14 protein-coding genes are annotated in these 17,068 nt (G+C 63.2%); 7 read left to right on the top strand and 7 right to left on the bottom strand.

The annotated features are described in order from the left end of the window. Nucleotide 1 precedes the first annotated feature (1 nt). The gene (locus EKO19_RS01470; RefSeq protein ID WP_129775948.1) at nucleotides 2–1,165 is read right to left on the bottom strand and encodes an acyl-CoA dehydrogenase family protein; all 1,164 of its coding nucleotides are present in this window, start codon (nucleotides 1,163–1,165) and stop codon (nucleotides 2–4) included. Between the two features lie 119 nt (nucleotides 1,166–1,284). Here EKO19_RS01470 and EKO19_RS01465 point away from each other — a divergent pair, with 119 nt between their 5' ends. Further along, nucleotides 1,285–1,692 carry a PaaI family thioesterase gene (locus EKO19_RS01465; protein WP_129774638.1) on the top strand — a complete coding sequence of 136 codons (408 nt, stop codon included), beginning with the start codon at nucleotides 1,285–1,287 and terminating at the stop codon, nucleotides 1,690–1,692. A 4-nt stretch (nucleotides 1,693–1,696) separates the two neighbouring features. On the opposite strand, the gene EKO19_RS01460 is transcribed toward EKO19_RS01465, so the two are convergent. Genes EKO19_RS01460 through EKO19_RS01450 form a run of 3 tightly spaced genes read right to left on the bottom strand, consistent with a single transcriptional unit; the run spans nucleotide 1,697 to nucleotide 6,471 of the window. After that, complete coding sequence (locus EKO19_RS01460; protein ID WP_129774637.1) at nucleotides 1,697–4,420, bottom strand: LuxR C-terminal-related transcriptional regulator; 2,724 nt, start codon at nucleotides 4,418–4,420, stop codon at nucleotides 1,697–1,699. A gap of 39 nt (nucleotides 4,421–4,459) precedes the next feature. Further along, nucleotides 4,460–5,251, bottom strand: a complete 792-nt coding sequence (locus EKO19_RS01455; protein WP_129774636.1) for a nuclear transport factor 2 family protein — start codon at nucleotides 5,249–5,251, stop codon at nucleotides 4,460–4,462. A gap of 8 nt (nucleotides 5,252–5,259) precedes the next feature. Beyond that, entirely contained in the window at nucleotides 5,260–6,471 is a 1,212-nt protein-coding gene (locus EKO19_RS01450) for a cytochrome P450 (RefSeq protein WP_157995059.1), read from the bottom strand. A gap of 132 nt (nucleotides 6,472–6,603) precedes the next feature. On the opposite strand from EKO19_RS01450, the gene EKO19_RS01445 reads away from it, so the two are divergent. From EKO19_RS01445 to EKO19_RS01420, 6 genes are read left to right on the top strand one after another with little or no spacing between them, the layout of a single operon-like run. Further along, nucleotides 6,604–8,184, top strand: coding sequence for an acyl-CoA carboxylase subunit beta (locus tag EKO19_RS01445; protein WP_157995058.1), 1,581 nt, complete (start codon nucleotides 6,604–6,606; stop codon nucleotides 8,182–8,184). Continuing rightward, complete coding sequence (locus EKO19_RS01440) at nucleotides 8,184–9,299, top strand: NADH:flavin oxidoreductase (RefSeq protein ID WP_129774633.1); 1,116 nt, start codon at nucleotides 8,184–8,186, stop codon at nucleotides 9,297–9,299. Before EKO19_RS01445 ends, EKO19_RS01440 begins: the two co-directional genes overlap by 1 nt. A gap of 37 nt (nucleotides 9,300–9,336) precedes the next feature. Next, the gene (locus EKO19_RS01435) at nucleotides 9,337–11,082 is read left to right on the top strand and encodes an acetyl/propionyl/methylcrotonyl-CoA carboxylase subunit alpha (protein ID WP_217705069.1); all 1,746 of its coding nucleotides are present in this window, start codon (nucleotides 9,337–9,339) and stop codon (nucleotides 11,080–11,082) included. After that, complete coding sequence (locus tag EKO19_RS01430) at nucleotides 11,079–11,777, top strand: SDR family NAD(P)-dependent oxidoreductase (RefSeq protein WP_129774632.1); 699 nt, start codon at nucleotides 11,079–11,081, stop codon at nucleotides 11,775–11,777. The genes EKO19_RS01435 and EKO19_RS01430 overlap by 4 nt, the downstream gene beginning before the upstream one ends. Before the next feature lie 3 nt (nucleotides 11,778–11,780). Next, complete coding sequence (locus EKO19_RS01425) at nucleotides 11,781–13,409, top strand: class I adenylate-forming enzyme family protein (protein ID WP_129774631.1); 1,629 nt, start codon at nucleotides 11,781–11,783, stop codon at nucleotides 13,407–13,409. Between the two features lie 6 nt (nucleotides 13,410–13,415). After that, nucleotides 13,416–14,198 carry an SDR family NAD(P)-dependent oxidoreductase gene (locus EKO19_RS01420; RefSeq protein WP_129774630.1) on the top strand — a complete coding sequence of 261 codons (783 nt, stop codon included), beginning with the start codon at nucleotides 13,416–13,418 and terminating at the stop codon, nucleotides 14,196–14,198. A gap of 53 nt (nucleotides 14,199–14,251) precedes the next feature. Here EKO19_RS01420 and EKO19_RS01415 read toward each other — a convergent pair whose 3' ends face one another. Genes EKO19_RS01415 through EKO19_RS01405 form a run of 3 tightly spaced genes read right to left on the bottom strand, consistent with a single transcriptional unit; the run spans nucleotide 14,252 to nucleotide 16,988 of the window. Then, nucleotides 14,252–15,025 carry an enoyl-CoA hydratase/isomerase family protein gene (locus tag EKO19_RS01415; RefSeq protein ID WP_129774629.1) on the bottom strand — a complete coding sequence of 258 codons (774 nt, stop codon included), beginning with the start codon at nucleotides 15,023–15,025 and terminating at the stop codon, nucleotides 14,252–14,254. Then, complete coding sequence (locus EKO19_RS01410; RefSeq protein ID WP_246038806.1) at nucleotides 15,022–15,852, bottom strand: alpha/beta fold hydrolase; 831 nt, start codon at nucleotides 15,850–15,852, stop codon at nucleotides 15,022–15,024. Before EKO19_RS01410 ends, EKO19_RS01415 begins: the two co-directional genes overlap by 4 nt. Beyond that, nucleotides 15,849–16,988, bottom strand: coding sequence for an epoxide hydrolase family protein (locus EKO19_RS01405; protein WP_129774628.1), 1,140 nt, complete (start codon nucleotides 16,986–16,988; stop codon nucleotides 15,849–15,851). The genes EKO19_RS01410 and EKO19_RS01405 overlap by 4 nt, the downstream gene beginning before the upstream one ends. Nucleotides 16,989–17,068 lie beyond the last annotated feature (80 nt).

Genomic DNA, 17,068 nt, shown 5'->3' with positions numbered 1-17,068 from the left:
GTCAGAACGAGCGCGGCAGGCCGAGGCCTTCGGCGATCACGTTGCGAGCCATCTCGTTGGTGATCGGGCCGATGCGCCACAGCCGTGAGTCGCGCCAGTAACGCTGCATGTCGGTCTCCGCCGAGTAGCCCATGCCGCCGAGAATCTGGATGCCGAGGTCGGCAGCTCGATTCGCATATTCGGAAGCAGTCACCTTCAGCATGCTCGACTCCATGTGAGCATTGCGACCGTTGGTCTGCAGCCAGGCGCAATGAAGCATCATCAGCTCGACCTGCTGGCGCCACATGGCGATGTCCGCGATGTAGTGCTGCAAGGCCTGGAATTCGCCGATGAACTTGCCGAACGCCTTGCGTTGCTTGACGTAGTCGAGAGCATCCTCCATCACGCCATCGAGCACGCCGAGACAGAAGGCGGAGACCATGATGCGTTCGTTGTTGAGCGTCGGCAGCAGCATGTACCAGGCGTTGCCGGGTTCGCCCAGCACCAGCTCGTCGGGAACGAATACATCTTGCAGATGGACGGTGCACGAGCCCATCGAGCGCATGCCGAGCTTGGGCAGCGATGTGATCTTCACGCCCGGGGATTTGGTGGGAATCCAGAACAGGCTCACGCCGTGATGGCGCTTGCTCACATTGCGATCGGTGCGGGCGAGCAGCAGCAGATAGTCGGCGACATGAGCCGAGGAGCTCCAGATCTTTTCGCCGTTGATGATCCAACCGCCGTCGCCACGCACGCCTTCGGTACGCAGCGCGCCGAGCACGTCGGTGCCGCCACCAGGTTCGGTGAAAGCGATCGCGGCGCGCAGCTTGCCGGCGGTGATCTGTGGCAGGAATTTCTCTTTCTGCGCGGGCGTGCCGTAGACGCCGATGGATTTGCCGCCGGCGAAGGAGGTGATGCCCCAGATCCAGGCCAGGCCGCCGAGCGAGCGCGCCAGCTCGCGGGCCAGGATCATTTGCATGTACAGGTCGCCGCCCTGGCCGCCGTAGCGTTCGTCGATGCCGATGCCGTGGAAGCCGGCTTCGGTGAACTTGTCCCAGAGCTCGAACGGATAACTATGTTCGTCCTGCTCCAGCTTGCGTGCCCAGCTCTTGGGCACTTCCTTGTCCACCCATTTACGGACCATGTCGCGGAAGCCCAGATGTTCTTCCGATAGTTCGAAGTTCAACACGCTGTTCCCGACCTGCGTAGTTTCGAGGGTTGCAGTGTCGAGGCGGCGGTGGGGGCCCATCACCTATCGAAAGATAGCGCTCCCGCCCGCGGCAGGATTGCTGTTTAATCCGAATCATGAGCGAATCAGTCCTGACTCTGGAGGCGATCAACGAGCGCCTGGCCTCGGCGTCGTTCAATCGCTGGCTGGGCATCCGGGCGGTGGAAGCCTCACCGCAACGTGCACAGTTGCGCATGCCCTGGCGCGCCGAGCTCGAAGGTGGGAAGGGGATGACGCACGGAGGCATCTTCGCCTGCGTGATCGATGTCAGTGCGTTTGCGGTCATCCTGGCGGCGAAAGGGCAGAGCGGCCCGACCATCGACATGCGCGTCGACTTTCACGCCAACGCCATCGAGGGCGATTTCATGATCACGGCCGAGATGCTGCGAGCCGGGTCGAGGATCGTCACGGTGGACGTCCGAGTCCACAGCGCGGCGGGCAAGTTATTGGCGACCGGCCGCTGCGTTTACGCGGCGGCTCGTTGAGATCTCACGAGGCGATCAACCCGAATTGCCGCGCTCGTTCCACCGCGCGCTGCCGACGACGCGTACCGATCTTGTCGTAGACCTGTTGCAGGTACCACTTGATGGTGCCCTCGGTCATGCCGAGACGCTCCGCGACCTCCTTGTTGCGCAGGCCTGAGGCAACCAGGCTCAGAATCTCCCGTTCGCGCTGACTGAAACGACCGTACAGGCCTTCATCGGTCGTAGCGTCATCCGGCGCGCGTTGCGGACGATGATCGCCGCCGTCGAACAGGCTCCGCAACTCATCGGCGAACGCGTCGGTGGGATGGGTCGACTCGGACGGCTCAACCGTTTCGAGCAAAGTGCGCATGATCGCACCCTCGTCGAGGAAGCTCCGAACGCAGCGCACGTTCGCACCGTGCGTCAGTGCTTCGCGCAGCGCGCGTTGAGCGGCGAGCTTGTTGCCGCTGGTGAAATGGATGCAAGCGAGCAGAATGTCCCAACGGACCAAGGACAGCGTCGCGCCACGGGCCGCACAGAAGCTGCGCCACTGGCGGGCCACCGTCGTCGCTTCGAACAGATGATCGGTCGCGCAGGCCACGCGCACCCAGATGATGGCGCGATATTCATCGCGGGTGGTCACGGCATCGCCCGGCGTCGGAGCGCGATCCGTCACGGAAATTCCATGAAGTGCGGCGTGACGCGTGGCTTCGTCGGGCTGTCCGGTCTCGATCAACAGCCGGACCCGCTCGGCCAGCAACGCCAGCTTCAATCGCTCCAAGTCGCGCTCGACGGCGATGGTCATGCCATCGTCCAATATCTGGAAAGCGCCGGAGATGTCGTTCCGAGCATGCAGGACGCGCGTGCGAGTGACGAACGCGGAGACCAGTTGATCGACGAATCCGTAACCCACCGCTGATGGCATGGCCTCATCGACGAGTTCCGCCGCCAGATCGACTTCGTTGTTTTCGTACACGAGCTGAGCCAGCGGCAGCGAGCAAACAGCGGTCGCCGAGGAATGGCGGCCGCTATAGCGAACGCCTTCATCCCGGCCCTGTTCCAGCAATGCGCGCGCGGCCGCGGTCTTGCCGGCCAGAAATTGAAAGGGACCGATGCCGGCCTGCAAACCCACGGCCGCGAAGCTGTAGACCGAGCGTTTCAAAAAACCTTGCGAGGTCGCGAACAGCTTCTCGTAGTCCGACAGCTTGAACTGATCGCGCCGGGCGGCCAGCAGATGACCGTAAATCGTGCCCTTGAGGTACGGATGCTGTTCTTCCGGATACTCATCGAGCAGATGCTGGCAGCGACGTTCCACGTCGGCCATGCGATCGCGCGCGGCGGTGAGCACCATCTCACGATGCAAATGCAGATAGCGCAGACGGCGCAGCTCTGCGGGCGGCACTTCGTTCGCGGCAGCCATCTGGTCCAGGCGCTCGCCAGCGATGCGAATCAACTCGTCGGCTTCTTCGAAGTGCAGGGCGCGCGTCTGGCGCCAAGCCACGGTCAGCAGTACGCCGGGATATCGGTGCAGGATCGCCTGCGGAATCTGCGCCGCGAATTTGGCGACCAGTCGGATCTTGCCGACGTATGTGAGTTCCTGGCAGCGTCGCTCCAGCAGCTCGGCCGCGCGCTCCGGTGCTTCGGCTTTGAGCGCGTGCTCGATCGCATCGACCGGCGAGCCGGTTTCCCAGAACCAGTCGCTCGCACGCAGATGCAGATCGCGATGCGCCAGCGCGTCGTACTCATGCAGACGGCGCTGCAGGAACGTCGCGAACAGATGATGATAGCGATGCCAGTGGCGTTCCTGGTCCAGCTGCAACAGGAACAACCCTCGTTCCTCGATTTCATACAGCTGACGGCGCGCATCGGGCTGACCGGTCACCGCTTCGCATAGCGCGGGACAAAAGCGATCCAGCACCGAGGTCTTGAGCAGGAACTCGCGTACTGATTCGGGCTGCGACGAGAACACTTCTTCGGCGAAGAAATCCGAAACCGAGCGATTGCTGCCGCTGAACGTGGCGAGCAATTCCTTCGGCGCGGTGCCTCGACGTAGCGCGAGCGTGGCGAGTTTGAGACCGGCGATCCAGCCCTCGGTGCGCAGTTGCAACGTCGACAAGTCCTGTTCATCGAGCGGCGAATGATCGCCTTCGGTGATGAAGTGCCGCGTTTCGTCGGGCGTGAACTTCAGATCCTCGGCCTGCACTTCATGCAAGTGGCCTCGCGCCCGGGCACGGGCCAGATGCAGATCGGGCAGCGAACGCGACGCGGTGATGAAACAGGTCGTCGGCGGCGCCTGTTCGATCAGGCGGCCCAGCGCATGAATGGGTTCGGGCGCGAGCAGATGAGCATCGTCGATGAACAGATAGACGGTGCCGCCGTTGCGCTCCAGCGCCTCGATGATCACGTTCGTCAGGAATTCGCTCGACGGAAAGACATCGGTACGCAGGATGCGTTCGAGGCGCGGCTCGAGCGACACGCCAGCGTCGGACAGCGCGGCCGCGATGTACGTGAGCATGCCGACCGTATCGCCATCGGAAGGATCGGCGGTGAGCCAGCCGCATGCGCGACCCGACGAGACCAGCGTGCGATACCACTGCGCCAGCAGTGTCGTCTTGCCATAACCCGCGGGCGCCAGCACGACAGTGAGGCCGGTGTGCTCGATCTCGTCGAGCCGTTTCAACAGCCGCGGCCTGGCGATCAGACTGGCGGGCTCGGTCGGCGGCGTCAGCCGCGTTCGAATAATTCCCACAACGGCTCCCCCCGGATCCGTGTTTTGGACATCATAGCCTCAGTGCTGGCTGGCATGAAGCCTTCGATACAATCCGAGTCGGTCTCGAATCACGCGACCGCCGACGATCCGCCCGTCGCGCACCGTGACGATGCCGGTCATGTGCAGGAACGCAGGCGTGCCCACCTGCTCGGCCGGCGCGAAATCCGCCAGCAGTCGGCCCGACTGAGTGATACGAAACGCAACTTTGTCGCCCGCCGAGAACAGGTCGTCGATTACAGCGCCGTCAGGTTGCAACACTTTCTGCAGTGGCGCGCCCGTCCACGCGTCGTCGAACTCGATGCCCGGTGTTGCCGTGAGATCACCATTGCTCAACACTTTTCGAACCAGGTTCTCCGCCTCGCGATTCTCCGGCTGCGGTGTCGTATCCCAAGGCGCGAGCGCGGGCGACTCGACCGGCTTCGGTTGACCGCTCGCGAGCTGTTCGCGTCGCGAGTAGTAGTCCTGTTCGACATAGTTCTCGGTCAATCGTTCACCGTCCCATTTGTACAAGCCGATACCGGCCCACGAAGCGAGCGCACCGTTGTGACGCATCGATGCGCCGTGCTCCGAGAAGCGCAGGCTCAAGCGCGAACCATTGGTGACGATCTCGTTGACCGTCAGGCTCAGTCCCGGAAATTGCTGGAATTGTTTGTGGGTGGCGGGCTTGTAATGAGTGTCGCGTCCAGTCAAGTCATAGGTGCCCATGTGCAGGGTGTAGCCGGGCACCATGATCTCGTCGCAGACCGCGAAGTCGTGGCGATTGGTGTAGTCGTAAACGTAACGGCGCATCAGCGCCACGAACTTGTTCATTCGAGATCTCAGCTGTCGAAGCGCACGTGCAAGGGACGGAACGAGCGCATGAATAGATTGGCGAAGCGCGGCGGCTCGGCGTTCGGATCGGGGCGGACATTGGGCAGGCGATCGAGCACGCCATTCAGCGCGTCTTTCATTTCGATGCGCGCCAGCCCCATGCCCACGCAGCTGCGCGGGCCGTAGTTGAATGTGAGGTGATCGCGCAGTCTTGGCCGCGCCAGGTCCGGCGCGGCAGGGCATTCGCCAAAGCGTTTGGGATCGCGATTCGCGGCTCCATGCAGCAGCACGATCATCTGATCCTTCTTCACCTCGACGCCACCGAGCTCGCAGTCCTGATTGGCGCGGCGATAGCGCCATTGCGGTGAGCCGAAGAGACGTTGCGCTTCCTCGATCACACCGGCGATCTGTTCGCGATCCCGCTCGACGGCCGCGCGCATCTCCGGATTCCACAACAGCAAGTACAGCGAGTTTGCGATGCCGTGGACGGTGGTGTCGGCGCCGCCGAGATACAGCTCGCGACAAATGGCGAGCGCATCGCTTTCGGAAAGCTCGCCGTATTCGTGCGGAGCTTCGCGCCACACGCGGCTGATGAAATCGTCCTGGGGCCGTTCCCGACGCTCGCGAATGAAGGGCAGCAGGATCTCGTTGATGGCGGCGGAGGCGGCACGGGCGTCGCGCACGCTGGCTTCGTCGTAGTAGCCGCGCCCGATCCATTTCATGATTTCTTCATTGAGCTCGAGCGTCTTGCGAATCAGTCCTTCGTCCTGCCACGGCATGCCGAGCAGGGCGCAGATGACTCGCGGCGGAATTTCATCGCCGAAGTCGGCGGCGAGATCGGCCGAGCCGCCCTTGGCGAGCACGCGCTCGAGCATGGCCTGAATGATGGGGGTGACGATCTGGTCGCGATAGGACTGCAACGCCTTGGGCGACAGCAGGGTCTGGTGAAAGCGGCGCATGCGCGAGTGCTGCTCGCCTTGCGATACCGTGATGTTGGCGGCGCCGCCTTTCAGCTCCACGATGAGCGGGTCGGCGTCGGCGTACATGTTCCGGAACTGGCTGGCTTCGTTGAATTCGACGTGCCGGCACAGCTCGAAGTCCAGCACCAGCCAGCCCTTGAGCGACTCGTCCCAAACCACCGGGCCCTGCGCGCGCAGCGTCTCGTAAGCCGGAAACGGGTCGGCGTTCTCCAGCGATCGCATGGTGATCGGGCAGCTCATCGTATCCCCTGTTCGCATGCCGGCGGACAATGGTCCGCCATGCTGGAGCACAGCCTGCGATCCGGGCCTGGGAGGGGCACCTATCGAACGATAGGCCCTCCTTTTGCGGGCCTGCGGTTAGCGTCCACCTCCATGAACAGGTCAGATAACAGCGTGAATCGCCCCGAATCGGGCGGCATGCAGGCGAAAGTCGACGATTTGCGCGCCCGACAACAGCGCGCGCGGGAAATGGGTGGGGAAGAGGGCTTGCGGCGGCATCGGGCGTCGGGCCGGCTGCCGGTCCGTGAGCGGGTCGCGATGCTGGTCGACCACGGATCGTGGTTTGAGATCGGCGCCCTCGGCCTGCCGGAACGACGCACCGAACGGCATGTGCCGGGCGACGCGGTCGTCACCGGCTTTGCACGGCTCGATGGCCGGCGGGTCGGGGTGGTTGGCATCGATTCGAGCGTGCTCGCCGGAACGACGGCGCCCACCAGCATGCGCAAGCAGGGCCGGCTGATCGAGATGGCGCAACGATTCGGCTTTCCGCTGGTACTGCTGTGTGATGCCGACGGCGGGCGCATTCCCGATGTGATGGGCTGGCGCTTCAGCCATCTGCCGCTCGATTTCAAGACGTTTGTGAAATCGCCTGAAGGCCAGGCGCCGGTGCCCAGAGCGGCGGCGATTCTCGGGCCGTCGTACGGCGACTCGGCGTTGCATGCATCGACGGCGCATTTCGTGGTGATGGTGAAGACCGGCTCGGTCGCGCTGTCCGGGCCGTCGGTGGTCTCAGCGGCGATTGCTCAGGAAGTCACCGATCAGGAGCTCGGTGGGCCGGCCGCGGCGCTCATCGTTGGCAATGCATTGCTCGCGGTCGATAACGAGCGCGAGGCGATGGATGCGATCGCCGCCTTTCTTTCCTTCTTGCCCGCGAATGCGTCGTTGCCCGCGCCGGTTGCACCGGCCCGCGCACCGGCACGCCCGCCTGGCGATCTCACAACGATCGTGCCGACCGGCTCGAAGTCCGCGTACGACATGAATCAGGTGATCGAGGCCATTGCCGACGAGGCCAGCATTCTGCCGTGGGGCGCGGAGTGGGGGCCGAGTTTGATTTGTTCGTTGGCGCGCATCGATGGTCACCCGGTGGGCATCGTGGCGAATCAGCCGTTGATCGGTGCCGGCGCGCTCGATCCGCATGCGCTGCGTAAGGAACACGATTTCGTGCATCTGTGCGACACGTTCAACCTGCCGCTGGTGTTTCTGCACGATGTGCCTGGCTTGTTGATCGGTACGGAAGCCGAGCGCAACGGCATCCTGCATGCGTACGAGAAGCTGGTGTCGCGCATTGCCGATGCCAAGGTGCCGAAGATCGGTGTCGTGATTCGCAAAGCCTACGGCGGCGGTCATTTCGCGATGGGCGGACGACCGACCCATCCCAGTTTTCAATTCGCGTGGCCGACGGCCGAGATGGGATTCATGGCGCCGGAGGCCGGCGTGCAGACGGTATATCGACGCCGCTTGGATCAAGTGGCGAGGGAGCAGGGCGAGGCGGCGGCAGCCGAGCTTGCGGCACAACTGATTCAAGAATGGGTGACCGAGTCGGAGCCTTGGGAAGCCGCCGCGCATCTGTCGCTCGATGATGTGATCGAGCCGGCGCAGACCCGCGATGTGATCTCGCAAGCCATCGACATTGCCTGGGGAGATCGGCCGGTGCGAGTGACGGGGCGCTGGTGATGAGCCGGCCGGTCGACGCGCTGTTTCAACCGTTCACGCTGAACGGACTGCGACTGCCGAATCGCGTCGTCATGGCGCCCATGACTCGTTGGCATTCACCGGAAGGCGTGCCGGGCGCCGATGTCGCGGCTTATTACCGGCGGCGTGCGGCTAACGATTGCGGACTCATCATCACTGAAGGGACGACGGTGGATCATCCGGTCGCGTCCTATTCGGTGCGCGTGCCTCAGTTTCATGGCGACGCTCTGCCTGCGTGGCGCCGAGTGGTGGAGGAGGTGCATGAGGTTGGCGGCAGGATCATGCCGCAGCTCTGGCACGTCGGTGTCTCCAGGCGGCCATCGCAGGAGTATCCGAACAAACATTTGCCGAGTGTGAGTCCGTCGGGGCTGTTTCTGCCGGACAAGCGTGCGGTGGCACCGCCGGCCAGTCAGGAAGAGATTCGAGGTGTGACTGAAGCGTTTGCCCGTGCGGCGCTGGCTGCGCGCGAGTTGGGATTCGATGGCGTGGCGATTCATGGTGCGCACGGTTATCTGTTTGATCAGTTCTTTTGGGAGCCGATCAACCGGCGTGACGATGAGTATGGCGGTGATCTGGAGGGCCGTACGCGGTTTGCGGTTGAGACGTTGCAGGCCATTCGCCGCGAGGTTGGCGCTGATTTCCCGCTCATGTTCCGTATCTCTCAGTGGAAAGAGCAGGACTACGCCGCGAAGCTGGCGCGCACGCCGGAAGAGCTGGGTGAGTTGTTGCAGGTGTTGGCTTCGGCTGGCGTCGACGCGTTCGATTGCTCGCAGCGGCGCTATTGGGAACCGGAGTTCGCTGGCTCGACGCTCAATCTGGCGGGGTGGGCCAAGCGGCTCACTGGGAAACCGGCGATGACTGTTGGCAGTGTGGGGCTGTCTAAAGAGTTGGTCACTCGCGGGGACCGAGCACTCAATCAGCAGGCCGAAGTTGCGAACATCGACAGCTTGCTCGAACGGCTCGAAGCAGGCGAGTTCGATCTGGTCGCGGTCGGGCGAGCGCTGCTCGCCGACCATGAATGGGCGCGCAAGGTGCGCGAGCAGAGATTCGATGAATTGCGGCCGTATACGCCGCAGGTGCTGGAGAGATTGTTCTGATGCTCGCATACACGCGGCAGGTATTGGAGAGATCGGTTTGAAGCTTCTGATTGCCAATCGCGGCGAAGTGGCGGTGCGCATCGTTCGGGCCTGTCGCGAGCTTGGCGTTCGAGCCATCGCGGTCTACAGCGACGCTGACGCTGGCGCATTACACACGCGGCTCGCGGACGAAGCTCATCGACTCGGTCCCGCGCCGGCGCGTGAGTCGTATCTCGACATCGACAAGATCGTCGCGGTCGCGCGCGAGTCTGGAGCCGATGCTGTGCATCCCGGTTACGGTCTGCTCAGTGAGAATGCCGAGTTCGCGCAAGCGGTCATCGACGCGGGCCTGATCTTCGTAGGCCCGCAGCCGGGCACCATCGCGCAGATGGGTGACAAGGTTGCAGCTCGCGATGCCGCCCGTCGCAGCGGAGTGCCGCTGCTACCTGGCTCATCGGGCACGATTAAAGACGCGTCCAGTGCCATGGATATCGCCGAGAAAATCGGCTATCCGCTGGTCGTGAAGGCATGCTTCGGCGGTGGCGGTCGTGGCATGCGCATCGTGCGCGGGCCCGACGAACTCGCGACGGCTCTGCAATCCGCGGGGCGTGAGGCCAATGCCGCGTTCGGCCGGGCCGAGGTTTATCTGGAGCGTTACATTGCATCGGCACGTCATGTTGAAGTGCAAGTGCTCGCCGATGCGCATGGCAACGTCGTGCATCTGGGCGATCGTGATTGCTCGGTTCAACGCCGACATCAGAAGTTGATCGAAGAAGCGCCGGCCCCGGCCTTGCCCGAATCTTTACGGCAAGCAGTGGCGATGTCCGCCATCCGACTAACGAAAGACGTGAGCTACCGCAGCGCTGGCACCGTCGAGTTCCTGGTCGACGTCGCCGCCGAGCGGTTCTATTTTCTCGAGATGAACACGCGCCTGCAGGTCGAGCACGGCGTCACTGAATTGGTCACGGGCATCGATATCGTCGCCGAGCAGATCCGAATCGCTCGCGGCGAACCACTGCGCTTCTCGCAAGAGGACGTAGAAATTCATGGCCACGCCATGCAAGCCCGGATCGCGGCCGAAGATCCGTGGGAAGGGTTTCAGCCTCGACCCGGTCGCATCGATGCGATGTCCTTGCCGCAGGGGCCGTGGCTCAGACTTGATTTCGGCGTCGAGGCCGGCGATACCGTAGTCGGTCATTACGACTCGATGTTCGGTAAGGTGCAGGCCTGGGGGCCGGATCGCGAGACCGCCCGCATTCGGCTGAGCGCCGCATTGGGTGCGTTGAATGTGAGCGGTGTCATGACGACCGCGCCCTATTTGCGACAAGTGCTGGGCCAGCCGGAGTTCATCGCCGTCACGCACGACACCGGCTCGGCGGAACGCAGCTGGCGTCCGGAGGAGGCGACGCGTCCGGAAACACCGAACAGTGCCGCGTCGGTTGGCACCAGCAACGAGCGCCGGGTGCGCTTATCGACGACTCAGGGAGCGATCGAGATTGCCGTCTTTGGCCCGCGACGCGAGCAGCGTACGGTGCAGGCAGCGAGCGGCACGGCTCGAGTCACGGATCAGAAAAAGTCGGAAACAGAACCGGTGGCGCCCATCGCTGGAGCGGTGGTGGCGGTGTGTGTCAAAGCAGGCGAGGCTGTCGCCAAAGGCGCCGTGCTGGTCGTTCTGGAAGCGATGAAGATGGAACTGCCGGTCGTCGCGCCGCGGGCGGGCATAGTGGAGGCTGTGCTCGTGGTCGCAGGAGACGTGACCGCTCGTGGCAGTTTGTTGGTGCGGCTTTCTTCGGGGGAATCATGAGTTCGGACAGAAATGCGCTCGTCACCGGAACCAGTGGCGAACTGGGCGCGGCCATCGCCTCCCGGTTGGCCAATGAGGGTTATCGAGTCGTCGGCCTGGATTTGCGTGCTCCGAGCTCTGCGGGCCCCTGGCAGCACTATTCGAGCGATCTCTCCAACCTCGCCACACTGAGCGCGACACTCGATCAGATCCGTCGCGAAATCGGGCCGCTGCGGCTGTTGGTGAACAATGCGGCTTACTACAATCCGGTGTCGATGTGGGACCTGTCGCCGGAGCAGATCCAGCGCACCATGGCGGTCAACGTGACCGCAGTGATGTACCTGTGCCAGCAGGTCGCGAAGCAGATGAAGGACACGGGCGGTGGCAACATCGTCAACATCGCATCCATCGCGGGTCGCGGCGGCAGTTCGCAGATCGACTATGGCGCCTCGAAGGCGGCGGTCATCAACATGACGGCGACGTTTGGGCGGCTGCTCGCGGAACACAACATTCGCATCAATGCCATCGCGCCGGCGCTGATCGATGCGGGCATGGGTAAGGCCTTGCCGCCCGCAGTGAAGGAAAAGTATTTGCAGACCACGCCGTTGAAACGTGCCGCGCACCCGCGGGAAATCGCGAACGTCGTGGCATTTCTCGCCAGCGACGAGGCGAGCTACATCACCGGCAGCACTGTCGATGTGAATGGCGGATTGTAAGCAATGAGCAGACCCGTCAATTCTCTTCCGCACGGCGCGCTGTTGCGACAGCAGGCGGCCATTCATGGTGAGCGTGTTTGTATCATCGTCGATGAAGAGACGCTGACATACCAGGAGCTGCTGAGCCGGGCGACGGCGCTTGCCAAGGGAATGTACGCGCGCGGCATTCGTAAAGGCGATCGGATCGGCGTGTTCATGCCGAACTGCCCCGAGTTCTTTGTCGTGCATTTTGCGATTCAGTTGCTCGGGGCCATCACGGTCACGATCAATGCGCGGTACAAGAGTCATGAGCTCAAGTATGCGGTGGGCTTCTCGGACATTCGCCTGTTGTTCACCACGGATCGCATCGATGAGCATGTGAACTTTGGCGACTTGCTGTGGGAGACGCTGCCGGATCTGTCTGAAGGGCGGAGTAACGGTCGCTTGCGGCTGGCCAGCGCGCCGCATCTCGAAAACATCATTTTGGTGGGAAACAGCGAGCGAGTGCCGTTCCTGTCGCTGGCGTCTTTCACGGCGGAAGGCAGCGGTGTGTCCGATGCGGCGCTGGAGGAATGCGCGGCGTCTGCGACGATCGATGACATCGCGGTGATGCTGTTCACGTCGGGAACGACCGCCGCGCCGAAGGCGTGTCAGCTGACCCATCGAGGCATCTATGCCACATGGGTGAACACATATCCGTATGCCGTGAATTTGCAGCCGGGTGAGAAGGTGTGGGTGCCCATGCCGTGCTTTCACGTCGGCGGCATTGGGCTCACGGCGACCGCCGTCTCGCGCGGCGCTGCCTTTGCGACTTCGATTCATCACCAGGCCGCAGCGGCGCTGCGCTTGATTCGCAATCATCGCATCGAGCATCTGTATCCGGGATTCTTCACGCTGATCCTGCCGGTGCTGCGTGAACCGGACTACGACAAGGCGGCGTTCGCGAATGCGCGCAGCATGGTGGCGGTCGCTCCACATGAGACTCACAAGTTGATGCAGGAGTATCTGCCACCAGGCATTCTGACTCTTCAGCTTTTCGGTATGACCGAAGCTTGCGGGTATGTGTCGTTCACTCGCGCCGATGCGGTTGAAGAGAAGCGACTGCGCACGAATGGCACGCCGATCGAAGGCGTCGAAGTGCGCATCATCGATGAGGCAGGCAACGTAGCCCCGGCTGGCGGGCAAGGCGAGATTCAGTTTCGTGGGCCGAACTCCTTCCATTCTTATTACAAGGACGAGGCAGCGACCGAAGCGACCATCGTCGACGGTGGTTGGGTGCGCACGGGCGATTGCGGGATGCTCGACGCGGAAGGGTTTGTCTACTTTCTCGGCCGCATCAAGGACATGCTCAAAGTCGGTGGCGAGAACGTCGCCGCCGCGGAGATCGAAGCTTTTCTCGGGCGTCACCCGGCAGTGAAGATGACGCAGGTCGTCGGCAAGGCCGACGATTACTATGGTGAGGTGGCGGTTGCGTTCGTGGAGCTGTTGCCGGGCAAGCAGGCTGAGGCTGCCGAGCTGATCGCGTTCTGCAAAGGCAAGCTCGCGAGTTTCAAAGTGCCGCGCGAAGTGCGCTTCGTCACCGAGTGGCCCATGTCCGCGACCAAGATTCAGAAGTTCAAGTTGCGCGAGCAGCTGCGAACGCCTGCGGCTTGAGGCGTCATGCGAATCATCATCACTGGCGGTGCGAGTGGGATCGGCCTGGCGACGGCGCGGCTGCTTGCCGCTGAGCCGTGGAATGGACGGGCGCAGTTGCTCATCACCGGGCGGAACGCGGAGGCGTTGGAGACAGCTGCCGTTCAACTGCGCGATGACGGCGCTGAGGTTGTCACCGGGGTTGCGGATCTATTGGACGTTGAAGCGCCGGCGCGCATTGTGAGCAAGGCGAATGAGGCGTTTGGTGGGTTGGACGGGCTGGTGAGTAACGCCGGCATGATCAAGGTCGGGCCGTTGGCGTCGCTGTCGGTCGCCGACTATGACCAGGTGCTTGCGTTGAATACTCGCGCGACGCTGCTGCTCGCCCAGGCGGCTCGGCCGTTGTTGAAAGCCTCGCGTGGCTCGATCGTTGCGACTTCATCGCTCGCGAGCATCATGCCCACGCCGCCGTTGGGTATGTACAGCGCGAGCAAGGCGGCGCTGGTCATGTTGATTCAGCAGATGGCGGTGGAGTGGGGCGGCGATGGCATCCGGTGCAATTGCGTCTCGCCAGGCTCGACGCTCACGCCGATGACCGCCAAGGTCTATGCCGATTCAGTCGAGCGTGCCAAACGAGAGCGTGCGATTGCGCTTCATCGGATTGCGCAGCCTGAGGAGACGGCTCAAGCGATTGCGTTTCTGCTCGGGCCGCGGGCGAGCTTCATCAGCGGCGTGAATTTGATGGTCGATGGCGGCGCGAACCTGATGTTCATGACCATGGCCGGCTCAGGTAGCGCGCACGACGTGTGACAGAGACGACGGCGGGTGCCGGTGACGTGCGAGACAGGTCGCGGCGGCGTGAGCTATTTCTTGCGCCGATCGATGAAAGCTCGCACCCGCTGCTGCGTTTCGGCGGAGCTTTGCAGAACCGTCAGCGCCTCGACGGAGTAATCAAACTCCGCGCGCTCGATGCCACGATTGATCAGCCGCTTGCCGACGGCATGGGCCATCGCTGAGTTGCTCGCGACCTTCTCAGCCAGTGCCAATGCCTTAGGCAACAGCTCTGCATGCGGAATGACTCGCTGTACGAGCCCTGCCTGCAGGGCTTGCTGAGCGTCCAGGGTTTCGCTGGCCATCACCATGAGCTTGGTCATCTGCCGGCCGATGACATGCGGTGCTCGAAGCACTCCATAGCCTGGCACCAATCCAAGCGCCGCCTCCGGCATGCCGAAGGTCGCGCGATCGGAAGCGAGCACGCTATCGCACGCCAACGTCAGCTCGCATCCGCCACCCAATGCCAGGCCATTCACCGCTGCAATCACCGGCAGCGGACAGTTCTCCAACGCCGCGAACCCATTCATTGCATCGATCTGATACGCACGCTTGCTTTCCAATGTCGTGAGCGAGGCGAAACCCGCGATATCGCCGCCGGCACAGAACGCCTTGTCGCCAGCACCAGTGAGCACGATGGCCCGCGTCTGCTGATCCGCTTCGAGCTCACCGAGCACGCGTCGCAGATCGCCCCAGAATTCCGCAGTGAGCGCGTTGTGTTTTTCGACCCGATCGATGGTCAGCAGCGTGACCGCGCCATGGCGGGCGAGATCGAGTTGGCCGACGCGTTTGTTTTCGAGGCTCATGAGGATTCCAGAAATTGCAGCACGGCGGCACTGAACGCATCGTTGCGGTCGCCGGCTACCATGTGGCCGGCACCGGCGACGTCCACGTATCGGGCGCTGGGTATCAGGTCCAGAAAATGCTTCACGTTCTCGGGCGACACCAGCTCGCTTTGCTGGCCCCGAACGAGCAGGGCGGGCACGCGCACATTCCTGGCGGCCGCTTCATAGCGGGCAGCTTGAAATTGCGGGCTGGCGCGCAGGCGATCGAACAGTCGCGGATCCCAGTGCCAGTAGTAACGACCATCCGGCCGCAGCCGTAGATTGCGCTGTAGACCTGCCGTGCTCGACGGACGCGGGCGATGTGGCAGATAAGCAGCGACAGCATCCGCCGCCTCTTCAATGCTCGCGAAACCTTGCGGATACGCAGTCATGAACCCGAGCACGCGCGCCTCGCCCTCGGGATCGAGCATGGGCGTCACATCGACGAGCACGAGCCGGCTCGCGACCAGCTCCTGCGTTTCGCCGACCGTGAGCAGCGAGACCAGCCCGCCCAACGATGCGCCGACCAGCGCTGGGCGCGATGGCAGCTGCTTCAGCACCGAGCGCAGATCTTCCACTTGCAGGTCGAGAGAGTAGTCGCCGTTCGGATCCCATTCGCTGTCGCCATGCCCGCGCAGATCGAGCGAAACGACGTACCAACCCGCGTCGATCAACGCGCGCGCGGTGCTGCCCCAGGCGTGCCGAGTCTGGCCGCCACCATGGAGCAGCACGACCGCCGGGGATGCGGGATCGCCGCCGACGTCGGCGGTCATTTGCAGGCCGTGGCCTTGGAAACGTTGTGTCTTCACTTGAACGTGCGCAAGGGTCGGAAGAACTCGCGAATCTCTTGCGCGAGCGCGGCGGGTTCTTCGATGGCAGGGAAATGTCCGCCGGCGGGCATGTCGCTCCAGTGCTGAATGTTGTAAGCGCGCTCGGCCAGCGAGCGGGGCGGATGCAGTGCGCCCTCGGGAAAGCGAGTGTAACCGGTGGGGACTTCAATACGCGTCGGCTCAGTCGCCTTGGCGTGCCGGATCGAGTGATATAAACCGAATGAGCTGTTGATGCAGCCGGTGAGCCAGTAGAGCGTGATCGTGTCCAGCAGCGTGTCCTTGTCGAAGCGACGCTCGATGTCGCCGTCGCAGTCGCTCCATTCGCGAAATTTCTCCACCAGCCACGCCGCCAGTCCGACCGGCGAATCGGTCAAGCCATAGGCCAGCGTTTGTGGACGCGTGCCCTGGATCACGGCGTAACCCGAGTCTTCGCGATTCCAGCGGGCCACTGTATCGACATAGGCGCGTTCCTCGTCCGTTTCGACCGATCGCGGGCGGGGTAGAACGAGCATGGTGAGATGAATGCCCATCAACGCTTGAGCGTGTGCATGACCGAGTCGCGTGGCGATGTGCGCGCCCCAATCGCCGCCGTGCGCGCCGAAGCGTCGATATCCCAGCGTCTCGCGCATGAGTTTGGTCAACGTGGCGGCAATCTGCGCAATATCGAAGCGCGGCTGATTCGGGCGAAACGACAAGCCGTACCCGGGCAGCGAAGGCACCACCACACTGAACGAGTCGGCCGGGTCGGCACCGAAACGAGCGGGATCGGTGAGCATGGGAATGACCCGCTCGAACTCGATGAATGAGCTCGGCCAGCCGTGCAACAACAACAGCGGCAGCGGCGAGCGGCCGACGCCGGGTCGATGAACGAAGTGCAGATCGATGCCGTCGAGCGACGCGCTGTAATTGGGCAGCTCGTTCAGGGCCTGTTCGCGCCGGCGCCAGTCATAGCGGTCGCGCCAGTAAGCGGCCAGCTCTCTTATATAGGAGAGGTCCGTCCCCTGGCGCCAAGCGGCGGCCGCCTCGGGCTGGTCCGGCCACCGGGGGCGGGACAGCCGCGCCTTCAGGTCGCGCAGCTCCTCATCGGCAACGTGGATTTTCAGCGGTTCCGGCATCGTGGCCACCATGCCAAGCCCTATCGTCGCTGTTGCCTATCTAAAGATAGAAGACCGGGACCGGCGGCAATCCGCATGGT

Source organism: Peristeroidobacter soli, assembly GCF_004138485.1.
Taxonomy (GTDB): Bacteria; Pseudomonadota; Gammaproteobacteria; order Steroidobacterales; family Steroidobacteraceae; genus Steroidobacter; species Steroidobacter soli.
Note: the sequence above shows the minus strand (reverse complement) of the source record. Positions and strands in the feature narration are given on the sequence as shown.

What these genes read in the sequence shown, in the direction of transcription:
- EKO19_RS01465 (WP_129774638.1), top strand. Translation starts at nt 1,285, where the DNA reads ATGAGCGAATCAGTCCTGACTCTGGAGGCGATCAACGAGCGCCTGGCC.
- EKO19_RS01455 (WP_129774636.1), bottom strand. Translation starts at nt 5,251, where the DNA reads ATGAACAAGTTCGTGGCGCTGATGCGCCGTTACGTTTACGACTACACC.
- EKO19_RS01450 (WP_157995059.1), bottom strand. Translation starts at nt 6,471, where the DNA reads ATGAGCTGCCCGATCACCATGCGATCGCTGGAGAACGCCGACCCGTTT.
- EKO19_RS01445 (WP_157995058.1), top strand. Translation starts at nt 6,604, where the DNA reads ATGAACAGGTCAGATAACAGCGTGAATCGCCCCGAATCGGGCGGCATG.
- EKO19_RS01440 (WP_129774633.1), top strand. Translation starts at nt 8,184, where the DNA reads ATGAGCCGGCCGGTCGACGCGCTGTTTCAACCGTTCACGCTGAACGGA.
- EKO19_RS01430 (WP_129774632.1), top strand. Translation starts at nt 11,079, where the DNA reads ATGAGTTCGGACAGAAATGCGCTCGTCACCGGAACCAGTGGCGAACTG.
- EKO19_RS01425 (WP_129774631.1), top strand. Translation starts at nt 11,781, where the DNA reads ATGAGCAGACCCGTCAATTCTCTTCCGCACGGCGCGCTGTTGCGACAG.
- EKO19_RS01420 (WP_129774630.1), top strand. Translation starts at nt 13,416, where the DNA reads ATGCGAATCATCATCACTGGCGGTGCGAGTGGGATCGGCCTGGCGACG.
- EKO19_RS01415 (WP_129774629.1), bottom strand. Translation starts at nt 15,025, where the DNA reads ATGAGCCTCGAAAACAAACGCGTCGGCCAACTCGATCTCGCCCGCCAT.
- EKO19_RS01405 (WP_129774628.1), bottom strand. Translation starts at nt 16,988, where the DNA reads ATGCCGGAACCGCTGAAAATCCACGTTGCCGATGAGGAGCTGCGCGAC.